The following is a 13,711-nucleotide window of genomic DNA, read 5'->3' on the forward strand; positions in this document are numbered from 1 at the left end:
TCTCAGGCTTCAATTAAACAACAAAAACAAAACATAAATTTAACAACCCTATTCCGATACGAGGTCCCTATGAAGCCTGAAGATTTCCGCGCTGATGCCAAACGTCCGTTAACCGGCGAAGAGTATTTAAAAAGCCTGCAGGACGGCCGTGAGATTTACATCTACGGCGAGCGCGTCAAAGATGTCACCACCCACCCGGCGTTTCGCAACGCGGCGGCCTCCATCGCACAGATGTACGACGCGCTGCACAAGCCGGAGATGCAGGACACGCTCTGCTGGGGCACCGACACCGGCAGCGGCGGCTATACCCACAAGTTCTTCCGCGTGGCGAAAAGCGCCGACGACCTGCGCCAGCAGCGCGACGCCATCGCCGAGTGGTCGCGCCTGAGCTACGGCTGGATGGGCCGCACGCCGGACTACAAAGCCGCGTTCGGCTGCGCGCTCGGAGCCAACCCGGCCTTCTACGGCCAGTTCGAACAGAACGCCCGCAACTGGTACACCCGCATTCAGGAAACCGGCCTGTACTTCAACCACGCCATCGTTAACCCGCCGATCGACCGCCACAAGCCGGCGGACGAGGTGAAAGACGTCTACATCAAGCTGGAGAAAGAGACCGACGCCGGGATTATCGTCAGCGGCGCGAAAGTGGTGGCAACCAACTCGGCGCTGACCCACTACAACATGATCGGCTTCGGCTCCGCGCAGGTGATGGGCGAAAACCCGGACTTCGCGCTGATGTTCGTCGCGCCGATGGATGCCGAAGGCGTGAAGCTGATCTCCCGCGCCTCTTACGAGATGGTGGCAGGCGCAACCGGATCCCCGTACGACTACCCGCTCTCCAGCCGCTTCGACGAGAACGACGCGATCCTGGTGATGGATCATGTGCTGATCCCGTGGGAAAACGTGCTGATCTACCGCGATTTCGACCGCTGCCGTCGCTGGACGATGGAAGGCGGCTTTGCGCGGATGTACCCGCTGCAGGCCTGCGTGCGTCTGGCGGTAAAGCTCGACTTCATCACCGCCCTGCTGAAGAAATCCCTGGAGTGCACCGGCACCCTGGAGTTCCGCGGCGTGCAGGCGGATCTCGGCGAAGTGGTGGCCTGGCGCAACATGTTCTGGGCGCTGAGCGACTCCATGTGCTCCGAAGCCACCCCGTGGGTCAACGGCGCGTATCTGCCGGATCACGCCGCGCTGCAAACCTACCGCGTGATGGCGCCGATGGCCTACGCGAAGATCAAGAACATCATCGAGCGTAACGTGACGTCCGGGCTGATCTACCTGCCGTCCAGCGCCCGGGATCTGAACAACCCGCAGATCGACCAGTATCTGGCGAAATACGTGCGCGGCTCCAACGGCATGGATCACGTCGAACGCATCAAGATTTTGAAGCTGATGTGGGACGCCATCGGCAGCGAGTTCGGCGGCCGTCACGAGCTGTACGAAATCAACTACTCCGGCAGCCAGGATGAGATCCGCCTGCAGTGTCTGCGCCAGGCGCAGAGCTCCGGCAACATGGACAAAATGATGGCGATGGTCGACCGCTGCATGTCCGAATACGACCAGCACGGCTGGACGGTGCCGCACCTGCACAACAACAGCGATATCAACATGCTCGACAAGCTGCTGAAATAGCGCAGCGGGAGGTTGCAATGCATTCAGATGAACAACGCCTGCGTTTTCGCGACGCGATGAGTAGCCTGTCGGCGGCGGTTAATGTGATCACCACCGAGGGCGAGGCGGGCCGCTGCGGCATTACCGCTACCGCCGTCTGTTCGGTCACGGACACCCCGCCGTCGGTTATGGTGTGCATCAACGCCAACAGCGCCATGAACCCGGTATTTCAGGGTAACGGCAGACTGTGCGTTAACGTACTGAACCACGAACAGGAGATCATGGCTCGCCATTTCGCCGGGATGACCGGTATGACGATGGAGGAGCGCTTTGCCCTCTCCTGCTGGCAGAAAGGGCCGCTGGCGCAGCCGGTGCTCAAGGGCGCTCTCGCCAGCCTTGAGGGCGAGATTAGCCAGGTGCAAACCATCGGCACGCATCTTGTCTACCTTGTTGAAGTTAAGAACATTATTCTGAGTGACGCGGGACACGGTCTGATCTACTTCAAGCGCCGTTTCCATCCGGTCATGCTGGAGGCGGAAGCCGCCGTGTGATCCCCCCTCGCGCTGGCCTTTTTCTTCGGCCAGCGCCGCTTTCTACAAAAACTCCTAAGGTTTCCGCTAAATCACGCCGTTATATACCCATAAGAGAAATTTTCTGTGACTGAATACTGACACCCTTTGTCAGTGCATCCGCATCATTCAGCGCATACCTAAATATACAGGATGACCTTATGGCTAAAACGACGCGGAGCCGCTCGGCTGAACGTCTGGTCGATATTCTGGTTGAGCTACATTTAAACGGTGTGGTAAACCGCAGTGCGCTAATGGAAAAATTTAAAATTACCGAGCGTACCGTCTACCGGGATTTAAATGCCCTCTCTCCCATTGTTGAGCATACCGGTAACGGGCTATATCGGCTGATCCATTCTGCGCAATCACCCGGCGGACAAGGCTTACATCACACCCTTGCTAACTTCCTGAATGCTGACAGCTTTTTCCCTGAAAGAAATATGGAATTCTGGCAAAAGCTTGAAACGCGCGTTGACGAAAACCATATTCTTATTCTTGGCAATGAGGCAGAACACACGGTAGAACGCGATATTCGCCGTCATTTAACGAAAATCGAGAGATCGATTAAAAACCATAATGTTTGTCAGATCGTTTATAAGGGAAAAACCCGTCTGATTAATCCCTATAAACTCATTAACAAAAAAAATATATGGTATTTACAAGCCACCGAAAATAGCCGCCTGAAATCCTTCTCATTGAGCCAGATTAGCTGGTTTGATATTCATAAAACGACCTTCACGCCCGAAGAAAATGTCCTTGAGCTGCTGGAGAAAAGCCTCGATCCCTGGGTGTCTGAAAATACTTTCGCGGTGAAAATATTTATCAAAGATAATATTTCACATTACTTCCTGCGCCGCGATCTTCTGCCGGAACAGGAGCTGCTGGAGGAGCAGCAGGGCGGCGTCACGCTGCGCTGTCAGGCGGCGCACGAGAACCAGATCCTACCGCTGCTGTTCTACTGGCTGCCCCACATTCAGATTCTGGAACCGAACTGGCTGAAGGAAAAACTGATTAGAACGCTGGAGAACTATCTGGCGGTGGAGCGTAACCCGAATAATCAAGTGATCTCAATCACATAATTTCGCCCCCTGGCGGCGAGCCGGAACCGCTCGTCGCCCCCTTTGACCGCTCACCCGGCACTTTCAACCACTCATTCATTTACCGTCCTTTACACGCGCGAGGATCTGGCACGATCGCTCCAGCATTAATCAATACCTCCTCACAACGAACCCTGACCCTTTTTTCTTTACATAAAAAACCAGGTCTTACTATGGATACTAAAAAACTACTGAAGCACGTGCCCTGGGCCTTACTCGGGATCCTCGGCGCTTTTTGTCTGGCGGTTGTCGCATTACGCCGGGGCGAACACGTAAGCGCCCTGTGGATCGTGGTTGCGTCCGTTTCCGTCTATCTTGTTGCTTATCGCTACTACAGCTTGTACATCGCGCAGAAGGTCATGAAGCTCGACCCGACGCGCGCCACCCCGGCGGTCATTAACAATGACGGCCTGAACTACGTGCCAACCAACCGCTACGTGCTGTTTGGTCACCACTTTGCCGCTATCGCGGGCGCAGGCCCGCTGGTCGGCCCGGTGCTGGCCGCGCAGATGGGCTACCTGCCGGGTACCCTGTGGCTGCTCGCCGGCGTGGTGCTGGCGGGTGCGGTGCAGGACTTTATGGTGCTGTTTATCTCTTCTCGCCGTAACGGCGCCTCTCTGGGTGAGATGGTCAAAGAAGAGATGGGCCGCGTGCCGGGGACGATCGCCCTGTTCGGCTGCTTCCTGATTATGATCATCATCCTTGCGGTGCTGGCCCTGATCGTGGTGAAAGCGCTGGCCGAAAGCCCGTGGGGTGTCTTCACCGTCTGCTCAACCGTACCGATTGCGCTGTTCATGGGTATCTACATGCGCTTCCTGCGTCCGGGCCGCGTGGGTGAAGTGTCGGTGATTGGTATCGTGCTGCTGGTAGCGTCTATCTACTTCGGCGGCGTGATTGCGCACGACCCGTACTGGGGCCCGGCGCTGACCTTCAAGGACACTACCATTACCTTCGCGCTGATTGGCTATGCGTTTATCTCCGCGCTGCTGCCGGTCTGGCTGATTCTGGCCCCGCGTGACTACCTCGCGACCTTCCTCAAAATCGGCGTTATCGTTGGTCTGGCGATCGGTATCCTGGTGATTAACCCGGACCTGAAAATGCCGGCAGTAACCCAGTACATCGACGGTACCGGCCCGCTGTGGAAAGGCGCCCTGTTCCCGTTCCTGTTCATCACCATCGCCTGCGGTGCGGTCTCCGGCTTCCACGCCCTGATTGCGTCCGGTACCACGCCTAAACTGCTGGCGAACGAGAAAGACGCGCGTCTGATCGGCTACGGCGCGATGCTGATGGAGTCCTTCGTGGCGATCATGGCGCTGGTTGCAGCCTCCATTATCGAACCGGGTCTCTACTTCGCGATGAACACCCCGCCTGCGGGCCTCGGCATTACCATGCCAAACCTGCACGAAATGGGCGGTGACAACGCGGCGCTGATTATGGCGCAGCTGAAGGACGCGAGCGCACACGCGGCGGCGACCGTCAGCTCCTGGGGCTTCGTGATTTCGCCTGAGCAAATCATGCAGACGGCGAAAGACATCGGCGAACCGTCCGTGCTGAACCGCGCCGGTGGCGCACCGACGCTGGCCGTCGGTATCGCACACGTGTTCCACAAGGTGCTGCCGTGGGCGGACATGGGCTTCTGGTACCACTTCGGTATTCTGTTCGAAGCGCTGTTCATCCTGACCGCGCTGGACGCCGGTACCCGTGCGGGCCGCTTCATGCTGCAGGACCTGCTCGGTAACTTCGTGCCGTTCCTGAAGAAAACCGACTCTCTGGTGGCGGGCATTCTGGGTACTGCGGGCTGCGTAGGCCTGTGGGGCTACCTGCTGTATCAGGGCGTTGTCGACCCGCTCGGCGGCGTGAAGAGCCTGTGGCCGCTGTTCGGTATCTCTAACCAGATGCTCGCAGCCGTTGCTCTGGTGCTCGGTACCGTGGTCCTCGTGAAGATGAAGCGCACCAAATACATCTGGGTAACCGTTGTTCCTGCGCTGTGGCTGCTGCTCTGCACCACCTGGGCGCTTGGCCTGAAGCTGTTCAGCGCCAACCCGCAGCTGGAAGGCTTCTTCTTCATGGCTAACCAGTACAAAGAGAAGATTGCCGCAGGCGGCGCGGACCTGACCGCGCAGCAGATTGCCAACATGAACCATATCGTGGTGAACAACTACACCAACGCGGGTCTGAGCATTCTGTTCCTGGTGGTGGTGTACAGCATCATCTTCTACGGCATCAAAACCTGGCTGAAAGTGCGCAACGCCGACGGCCGTACGGATAAAGAAACCCCGTACGTGCCGGTGCCGGAAGGCGGCGTGAAGACCTCTTCACACCATTAATCCGCAATCCTCCCCCTCTCCCTTTGGGAGAGGGCTGGGGTGAGGGGAACATAAGCCCAGCGGACTCACATCGCCGGGCTTTTTCTGTCTGGAACCCACAATGTTTGGTAACTTAGGCGAAGCAAAAAAATACCTCGGTCAGGCGGCGAAAATGCTGATTGGCATTCCGGACTACGACAACTACGTTGAGCATATGAAGACCAACCATCCGGATAAGCCGTACATGACCTACACCGAATTCTTCCGCGAGCGCCAGGAAGCGCGCTACGGCGGAAGTGGAGAAGGCGGCGTTCGCTGCTGCTAAAGGAGAGACCATGACCCCGATTGCCGTTACCCTGCTGACCGGTTTCCTCGGCGCCGGTAAAACCACCCTGCTGCGCCACATCCTGAACGAACAGCACGGCTTCAAAATCGCCGTCATCGAAAACGAATTCGGCGAGGTCTCCGTTGACGATCAATTGATCGGCGATCGCGCCACCCAGATCAAAACCCTGACCAACGGCTGCATCTGCTGCACCCGCTCTAACGAATTAGAAGACGCCCTGCTGGACCTGCTCGACAGCCGCGATCGCGGCGAGATCGACTTTGACCGCCTGGTGATCGAGTGCACCGGCATGGCCGACCCCGGCCCGATTATTCAGACCTTTTTCTCTCACGAGATCCTCTGCCAGCGCTACCTGCTGGACGGCGTGATTGCCCTGGTCGACGCGGTTCACGCCGACGAGCAGATGAACCAGTTCACCATCGCCCAGTCTCAGGTGGGCTACGCCGACCGCATCCTGCTGACCAAAACCGACGTGGCGGGCGAAAGCGAAAAACTGCGCGAGCGCCTGACGCGCATTAACTCCCGCGCGCCGGTTTACACGGTGACGCATGGCGACATCGATCTGTCTCAGCTGTTCAACACCAACGGCTTTATGCTGGAGGAGAACGTCACCGCAAAACCGCGCTTCCACTTTATGGGAGACAGGCAAAACGACGTGGCGTCGATAGTGGTGGAGCTGGACTACCCGGTGGACATCGGCGAGGTTTCGCGCGTGATGGAAAACCTGCTGCTGTCGTTTGCCGACAAGCTGCTGCGCTACAAAGGGATGCTGTGGATTGACGGCGAGCCGAACCGCCTGCTGTTCCAGGGCGTGCAGCGCCTGTACAGCGCCGACTGGGATCGCCCCTGGGGCGAGGAAGCGCCGCACAGCGTGATGGTGTTTATCGGTATCCAACTCCCGGAAGAAGAAATTCGGGCGGCGTTTGCGGGTCTGAAGAAATAACAGCCATGCATCCCCTCTGCCCAGTAATTTATTAACCTGAAGCGATGAACGTTGCTTCAGGTTAATTAATGACTTACAGCGACGCCCTGGTCCGGCTGTAAATCGCCGAAGCGTTTCCGTAAGGCCGGGGCGAGGCGCAGGGATGCGCCGAGAGGGCGTGGCCTGCAGGGATGCAGGCTCATGCCCGACCCGATAGCCTGAAGGAATAAGCTGAGGGCACCGCGAAGCGGCGATTTACCGCCGGGAGCCCGGGTCGCCAGGGTGGTGGCGATTGAGCCACCCTGGCACGTTCACCGGTCATGCCGTTACAGAGTAGCAAGGAACATGAAGTGAACGGAATGACCACTAGAGCCGTATGTTCCCCCTCACCCCAGCCCTCTCCCTCAAGGGAGAGGGGGCGTCTGTGCAGGCATTATTTTGTGGGGATACTTATTTCACCGCCTCCGGCAGCGTCACAATCCACAGCTCGCTGTCCGACTCCGGCTTTTTCAGCGGCTTCACGCTGAGCGTGGTTTCAACTGGCTTATCATCCAGCGTCAGCTTGCCTTCCGCGTTCACCCGATAATCCTTGAGCTTCTTGCCCTCGACCGGGTTTTGCATCGCCACCTTCACGCCAAAGTCGTTATCGTTCGCTACCGCAAGCGTTTTGCTGTCGATCAACGCCAGCCCTTCGGCCTTCTCCTGCAGCCAGCCCAGCGCGCGCAGATCGACGACCTGTGTTTTAGCCGCAAGGGTAATGCCGCGCTGCACCAGGGTTTTCTCATCATCAAACTCCGGGTACTCGCCCGGCTTGTCGAAGGCGGAAAGGTCGCTCGCCTTGCTGAGATCCACCTTGTAAATCAGGTTACGCATCCCGTCGTTTTTATCGCTTCCCTGCTCAATCAGCAGGATGTGCTGGTCATCGAGCGCCACGATGTCGCCGATTTTGGCGTCGCTGTTTTTGCTGTAGGCCGCGCTGTCGATAGGGTAACCGTACATCGCCGTTTTCCCGGTCGCCGGGTCGAAGCTCACCAGACGCGTAAACAGCGCCTGCTTTTTGCTCTTGCCGTCAATATCCAGCGTGCTTTGCACGGCGGCGATAATCCGCCCGTCCGGCATCCGGGTCAGGCCTTCAAAGCCCCGGTTCGCCTGGCGCCATTTGATGATGTTTGGCAGGCCGCCCGCGATGGATTTCTCCCCTTCCGCGGCCTGCGGCCCGTGGATCGCCAGGATCTTCCCTTTGCTGTCGACGTTAATCAGGAACGGGCCATATTCGTCGCACAGCCAGTAGCCGCCTTTGCCGTCCGGGGTGATGCCTTCCGTGTCCAGCCCGCGGTTGTCACCCTTCAGGATCTTGAGGGTATCGCTGAACGCCACTTCATTGGTGGAGCCAATCACGCCGCTTTGCAGCGGCAGACCGTTGATCTCGCCTTTATCATCATGCAGCGGGCGGGCATCGACAGCCTCCGCTATGCCGTTCTGAACGCGGATGGTCATCAGCAGCGGCGCGAAATCTGGCGTGACAAATATTTTGGCTTCGTTTTTACCCATTTTGGGCGCATCGGCGTTTGGACCGCGATCGGTCACGGTCACAAAGGTCAGGGCGTCGCCCTGCTTGCCCGTAAACAGCAGGCCAGAACCGATTCCCACAGGGAGTCCGTTTGGAAACGCGCTGGCAAACGCGCCGCTGTAGCTCACGTGGGAGCCTTCAGGGAAGCTGACGACATAGCGCTCAGCAGTGGGCTGCGCCGCCAGGCCAGAGAAAGAGAGCGCACAGCCGATAAGTACAGGAATAATTTTTCTTTTCATATTGTTAGCATCCAGTTAGTGAAGCCAACAACGTAAAGAATAAACGTGTCAGAAAAATGACATGAAAAGGAAACCGACCTACGCGATTGAACGTATATTCATCGCTCGAAATGTAAGGCTTTGTTGTTTTGTGTGACAGGCGAAACATTTTTGGAAATTATTAGAAACCCAATTAATTCATCTCAAATCACTATCCCCGCCTCGTTCAGTTTATGTTTAGTCAAAAAACTAAACGGTTCCTAAACGCTAAAAACATCCCCTGTTGACACTCCGACAATCAAACATCATTGCAACAACTTCAATAAAAAAGTTAACAATATCAGTATAAAAACGCGATTTATATCACATTTGCAGTCATTAACATCGCTTGTTAAGGTGCGCCCAGATGAATTTAATGACGAGGCATAAAACATGAAAAAACTGAATATCCTTCTTCTTTCTGCTCTGGCTGCCGTATCGGGTTCCGCACTGGCGATGGGCGGCACCGTTGAGCAGGGTAAAAACTTTACCAACCTCAATCTGGAAATGGGGAAATCCTCATCCGGTGTTTATCTGGAAAGTAACTGGCTCAAAAACACCGACGACGGTACCCAGACCGGCGGCGTGGGCGCAGGCTACAACCTGGGTCTTGGCCCGGTGATGCTGAATGCGGGTGCAAAAGCCATCTACCTCGGCCCGAAAAAAGGCGATAACGGCGTGGCGTTCCCGATTGGCGGCGGCGTAAACGTTGCCCTGACCGACAGCATCCACGTGTACGGTGAAGGCTATGTCGCACCAGAAGGCCTGAACAACAGCGTGAAAAACTACGTCGAAGCCAACGGCGGCATAAGCTGGACGCCAATTACGCCAGTGACCCTGAAAGTGGGCTACCGCCACGTGAGCGTGGACGGCAAAGACGGTCGTCCTGGCCACACGCTGATTGACGGCGCATATGTAGGCGGTGGAGTCACCTTCTGATGAAACACCGCATGACCGCGCTTTGCGTTCTGGGCCTCACGCTGATGCTCGCCGGCTGCGTCCAGTACAAATGGGTGAAACCGGGCGTCAGCGATGCGGAAATGAATAAAAAGCTCACGGAATGCGAAGCGCAGGCGCTGATCGATCTGCCCCCGGATAACGTCGTAACCGGATCCAGCTCGGAAAAAACGGACAAAAAGAACAAGAAAAAGGATATTTCCACGAGCTACACGGTTGAAGACGCGAATGAATATCGCCGGGATACGTTAGTTGACAGCTGCATGTTTAAAAGCGGCTGGGACAAGATCGAAGTGCAATAATCTCTTTAAAAAAACCTGCCGGCTGGCAGGTTTTTTTATGACCTCTTACTTATGCACCACCACCAGCTTCTGGTTCACAAACTCTTTGATCCCCAGATCCGACAGCTCGCGCCCGTAGCCGGAGCGCTTCACGCCACCGAACGGCAGCTCTGGCGCGGTATCGGTGAGCCAGTTGATGTACACCATCCCGGTCTCAATCCGCGACGCCATTTTCTTCGCGCGCTCGATATTCTGGCTGAATACCGCCCCGCCCAGGCCGTAGTGGGAGTCGTTCGCCAGCGCGACCGCCTCGTCGTCGTTTTTCACCACGTACATCTGCGCCACCGGGCCGAAGAACTCTTCGAAATACGCCGGGTTATCGCGGGAAATATTCGTCAGGATCGTCGGTTCGAAGAAACTCCCGTCGCGCTGCGCCGGTTTGCCGCCGTAGTGCAGCGTGGCGCCGTTTTTCACCGCCTCGTTAACCTGTCTGGTCAGCGTTTCGAGCGCATCTTTAGACGACAGCGGCCCCAGCGTGGTGCTTTCGTCCAGCGGATCGCCAATCTTCACCTGCTTAAACGCCTCGGTGAATTTGCTCAGGAAGGCCTCTGCAATCTTTTCATGCAGGATAAAGCGCTTCGCCGCGGTACAGACCTGCCCGGCATTGTTGAGCCGCGCGTTAACGCCAATTTTCACGGCCTTCTCAAGGTCTGCGTCATCCAGCACCACGAAGACGTCGTTACCGCCCAGCTCCAGCGTGGATTTCTTGATGTGCTTCGCCGCCTGCGCCGCCACCACGCTGCCAGCCTTTTCGGAGCCGGTTAATGCGGCGCCCTGCACGCGATCGTCGGCAATGATGTTTGCCACCTGCTCGGACGAAATAAACAGGTTGGTCCACGCCCCTTCCGGCGCCCCCGCCTCGCGCACCAGATGGGCAAAGGTCTCGGCGCAGTGCGGCACGATGCTGGCATGTTTGGCGATGACGGGGTTACCCGCCGCCAGGTTTGGCGCCAGGACGCGCATCAGCTGGTAGTACGGGAAGTTCCACGGCTCAACGGCCATCAGCACGCCGATGGGGTGATGCTCCACCCAGGCTTCACCGAGCTCAGAGTCGTACTTCTCCGGGGCCAGGAACCGCTGCGCGTTGTCGGCGTAGTAGCGGGCGATCTGCGCGCACAGCTTCACCTCGCCGCGGCTCTGTTCGATGAGCTTACCCATCTCCTGGCTGGCGATTTTAGCCAGATCCTCCACGCGCTCGTCGATCAGATCGGCAAGCTTATGCAGCACCGGCAGGCGCTGGCTGATGTCGCCTTTCGCCCAGTCCGAATGATAAAGCGCATCGGCCGCCTTCAGCGCCGCTTCGATATCCGCGTCGGTATGTGAGGGGTATTCTTTGATGAGCTGGTTAGTGGCAGGATTTACTGTTTGATAAGCCATGTCGAATCTCCTTGTTTTACCGCTTAGGGTATTAAGGGTAGTCAACATGACTGGCTATGGACGTAAAGTTGGGTATATCCGGAAGGTTCTTAATGAAGCGCTGCCGGACGGTTCGCTGACGTGGTATAAAAAATCTTCAGAAGGAGCGCCCATGACCGATACCCGACATATCCGCCAGACTTTTCACCGCGCCTCAGGCCTTGAGCTGCGCAGCACCTGGCAGAGTACGCAGGCGTACAAACGCCACAGTCACCCTCAGCTCTCCATCGGCGCGATTGTGGAGGGCCAGACCTGCTGCGTGTGTCATGACAGAGAGTACATCCTTAACCCCGGGGACCTCATCGCGATCCCGGCCGGTGTGCCGCACAGCTGCAACCCCGTCGCCGGGCAACCGCGCAGCTACCATATGCTCTACATCGACACCGGGCTTCCGCTGGCGCTACAGGTGATTCGTAGCCCAACCCTGTTTGCCCATTACCTGGACGTTGTTGAGACCCTGTCTCCGGCGTCCCTTGAGACCCTGCTTTCTGCCCTTCCCCGCGCCGCGGATAACGCTGACGCGCTTCGCGCAACCAGCCAGCAGATTCAGCAGGCGTTTCTTTCCGATCTCACCTGCCCGCCTTCCCTCGACGAGCTTGCCCAACGCTTCTCGCTGCGCAAGGAGACGCTGATCCGCACCTTCAGGCAGGACACCGGCCTGACGCCGGGCAGCTTTCTCAACATCTCCCGCGTGGAGTACGCCAAGGCGCGTCTGCGCGCCGGGGATGATATTGCCGACGTCGGCTACCAGAGCGGCTTTGCCGACCAGAGCCATTTTCATAAGACCTTCGTCAGCTATACCGCCGCCACGCCGCGCCAGTACGCCACCGGCCGATCAATATCAGACAATAAATAGGCTCTGCAGCGCCGTACTCTGACCTCGGATTGTTAACTGAGGTCGCTATGGAACTGTTCTTCCCTTCCGCTTTTCTCGCCCTGGCGCTGGCGCACTTTGTCGCCCTGCTAAGCCCGGGCCCGGATTTCTTCCTGCTCGTGGGCTATGCCGCGCGCTATCGGCTACGCGGCAGCGCCGGACTGTGCCTCGGCATCGCCGCGGGCAACGCGCTCTATATTCTTCTGGTGATTATCGGCTGGAGCGCGCTGCGCCAGTTTACGTGGCTGTTTACGCTTATCGAGCTTTGCGGGGCGCTGTACCTGCTGTGGATCGGCTCGCATCTGATTCGCAGCCGCCAGCAGGCGCGGGCGCTGAATGAAACCCACCAGCGCTTCCCGTCGCTGCAAAAGCAGATCCTGCTGGGGCTCGGTTCGGCGCTGCTAAACCCGAAGAACGCGCTGTTCTATCTGGCGCTGATGACGGCCTTGCTGGGGCCGGACGTCACGCTGCTTCAGCAGGCGACCTGCGGCGTCTGGATGGTGATGGTGGTGCTGGCGTGGGATGTCGCGCTGGTGTCGCTGATGGGGCTATCGGCGGTACAACAGAAGCTCAGCCGTTCGCTGTGGCTGATAGAGCGCACGGCGGGGGTGGTGCTGATGGGATTTGGCGGGTGGGTGCTGTGGCGGCTACTGGAAAATATACGCTGAGATAGCGGGCAGCCTGACGCCGCCCGTTGCTTATTTTTTGTTTTGATCGCGCAGCATAGCTTCACGCAAAATGGCATTGAGCCTCGTCTGGTAACCTTTTCCAGGCCGTTTAAGCCACTCCATCACGTCAGCGTCGATACGTACAGACGCCTGAGTTTTGAGTGGCCGATAGAACTTCCCTCGCACCGCCCCTGACCACTGTTCATCTCCCGTGGCAGGGATATCGCTGTAATCAATCTCTGCTTCCGATTTTTCGGCTAGTGCTTTGAGCTCAGCCTCACGGCGAGCACTCATCTCAGGCGCACTACCGCGTTTATGTTTAACCATGCTCATAACGGCTCCTCTCTTTACGGTCCGCCTTTCGTGCGCTAATGATTCGAATGACTTCGTCACCACTTTCAAAACGTACCGTGTGTGCGACCATAATGACAATTAGACCATGTACAAGGCCAATGGTCTGCCAACGGAACTCTCCATTTTCATGACGATCCTGCAAAGATAAATGGTAAGGATCGTCAAACACCAGAACAGCTTCTTCAAAGCGGATCCCATGCTTAATGAGATTGCTTTTCGCTTTGTTGGTATCCCATTCAAACTCCGTTGGCATAGTGTACCCTTCCCTTATTGTATATACAAAAAAGCATATACAAAACGTTCGTAAATTGAACCGGTCGACATCGTTCAATTTCAATATCTGAAGGCGCATTCCAGAAGCTGAAACGCGGAGGTCCTTCTCCTTCTTTGCACTTTCCCCCCGCTTCCCTCTATCCTTAACCC

General features: G+C 57.1%; 14 protein-coding genes. 10 read left to right on the forward strand and 4 right to left on the reverse strand.

Annotation, left to right across the window (positions count from 1 at the left end):
- Positions 1 to 69: 69 nt before the first annotated feature.
- From hpaB to yjiA, 6 genes are all read left to right on the forward strand, one after another.
- Positions 70 to 1,632, forward strand: coding sequence for a 4-hydroxyphenylacetate 3-monooxygenase, oxygenase component (gene hpaB / locus FOY96_RS18705; RefSeq protein WP_033144556.1), 1,563 nt, complete (start codon positions 70 to 72; stop codon positions 1,630 to 1,632).
- Between the two features lie 17 nt (positions 1,633 to 1,649).
- On the forward strand, positions 1,650 to 2,162 hold the full coding sequence (locus tag FOY96_RS18710) for a 4-hydroxyphenylacetate 3-monooxygenase reductase subunit (RefSeq protein ID WP_047173281.1): 513 nt from the start codon (positions 1,650 to 1,652) through the stop codon (positions 2,160 to 2,162).
- 179 nt (positions 2,163 to 2,341) lie between these two features.
- Positions 2,342 to 3,259, forward strand: a complete 918-nt coding sequence (locus FOY96_RS18715) for a helix-turn-helix transcriptional regulator (RefSeq protein WP_143347565.1) — start codon at positions 2,342 to 2,344, stop codon at positions 3,257 to 3,259.
- A gap of 191 nt (positions 3,260 to 3,450) precedes the next feature.
- Complete coding sequence (locus FOY96_RS18720) at positions 3,451 to 5,604, forward strand: carbon starvation CstA family protein (RefSeq protein ID WP_047346241.1); 2,154 nt, start codon at positions 3,451 to 3,453, stop codon at positions 5,602 to 5,604.
- A gap of 100 nt (positions 5,605 to 5,704) precedes the next feature.
- The gene (locus FOY96_RS18725; protein ID WP_003856610.1) at positions 5,705 to 5,908 is read left to right on the forward strand and encodes a YbdD/YjiX family protein; all 204 of its coding nucleotides are present in this window, start codon (positions 5,705 to 5,707) and stop codon (positions 5,906 to 5,908) included.
- 10 nt (positions 5,909 to 5,918) lie between these two features.
- Positions 5,919 to 6,872: a GTPase gene (yjiA, locus tag FOY96_RS18730; protein WP_039262268.1), complete on the forward strand. Its 954-nt coding sequence runs from the start codon at positions 5,919 to 5,921 to the stop codon at positions 6,870 to 6,872.
- A 429-nt stretch (positions 6,873 to 7,301) separates the two neighbouring features.
- Here the strand turns inward: yjiA and FOY96_RS18735 are convergent, their stop codons facing one another.
- Positions 7,302 to 8,660 (reverse strand): esterase-like activity of phytase family protein, encoded by a 1,359-nt coding sequence (locus FOY96_RS18735; protein ID WP_143347566.1) that lies wholly within the window; start codon positions 8,658 to 8,660, stop codon positions 7,302 to 7,304.
- Between the two features lie 411 nt (positions 8,661 to 9,071).
- Between FOY96_RS18735 and FOY96_RS18740 the strand changes: the two genes are divergently transcribed.
- On the forward strand, positions 9,072 to 9,617 hold the full coding sequence (locus FOY96_RS18740) for a YfaZ family outer membrane protein (RefSeq protein WP_143347567.1): 546 nt from the start codon (positions 9,072 to 9,074) through the stop codon (positions 9,615 to 9,617).
- Entirely contained in the window at positions 9,617 to 9,937 is a 321-nt protein-coding gene (locus tag FOY96_RS18745; protein WP_143347568.1) for a hypothetical protein, read from the forward strand. The genes FOY96_RS18740 and FOY96_RS18745 overlap by 1 nt, the downstream gene beginning before the upstream one ends.
- Before the next feature lie 45 nt (positions 9,938 to 9,982).
- On the opposite strand, the gene FOY96_RS18750 is transcribed toward FOY96_RS18745, so the two are convergent.
- Entirely contained in the window at positions 9,983 to 11,353 is a 1,371-nt protein-coding gene (locus FOY96_RS18750) for an NAD-dependent succinate-semialdehyde dehydrogenase (protein WP_143347569.1), read from the reverse strand.
- A gap of 151 nt (positions 11,354 to 11,504) precedes the next feature.
- Between FOY96_RS18750 and FOY96_RS18755 the strand changes: the two genes are divergently transcribed.
- On the forward strand, positions 11,505 to 12,248 hold the full coding sequence (locus FOY96_RS18755) for a helix-turn-helix transcriptional regulator (protein ID WP_143347570.1): 744 nt from the start codon (positions 11,505 to 11,507) through the stop codon (positions 12,246 to 12,248).
- A gap of 47 nt (positions 12,249 to 12,295) precedes the next feature.
- A complete protein-coding gene (locus FOY96_RS18760; protein ID WP_143347571.1) occupies positions 12,296 to 12,934 on the forward strand; it encodes a LysE family translocator in 639 nt (212 codons plus the stop codon).
- Between the two features lie 30 nt (positions 12,935 to 12,964).
- Here the strand turns inward: FOY96_RS18760 and FOY96_RS18765 are convergent, their stop codons facing one another.
- Together FOY96_RS18765 and FOY96_RS18770 are read right to left on the reverse strand one after the other, a co-directional pair.
- The gene (locus tag FOY96_RS18765; protein ID WP_033144548.1) at positions 12,965 to 13,267 is read right to left on the reverse strand and encodes a BrnA antitoxin family protein; all 303 of its coding nucleotides are present in this window, start codon (positions 13,265 to 13,267) and stop codon (positions 12,965 to 12,967) included.
- Positions 13,254 to 13,541, reverse strand: a complete 288-nt coding sequence (locus FOY96_RS18770; protein ID WP_010427219.1) for a BrnT family toxin — start codon at positions 13,539 to 13,541, stop codon at positions 13,254 to 13,256. The genes FOY96_RS18765 and FOY96_RS18770 overlap by 14 nt, the downstream gene beginning before the upstream one ends.
- Between the last annotated feature and the right edge of the window lie 170 nt (positions 13,542 to 13,711).

This window comes from Enterobacter asburiae (assembly GCF_007035645.1).
GTDB lineage: Bacteria > Pseudomonadota > Gammaproteobacteria > Enterobacterales > Enterobacteriaceae > Enterobacter > Enterobacter asburiae_B.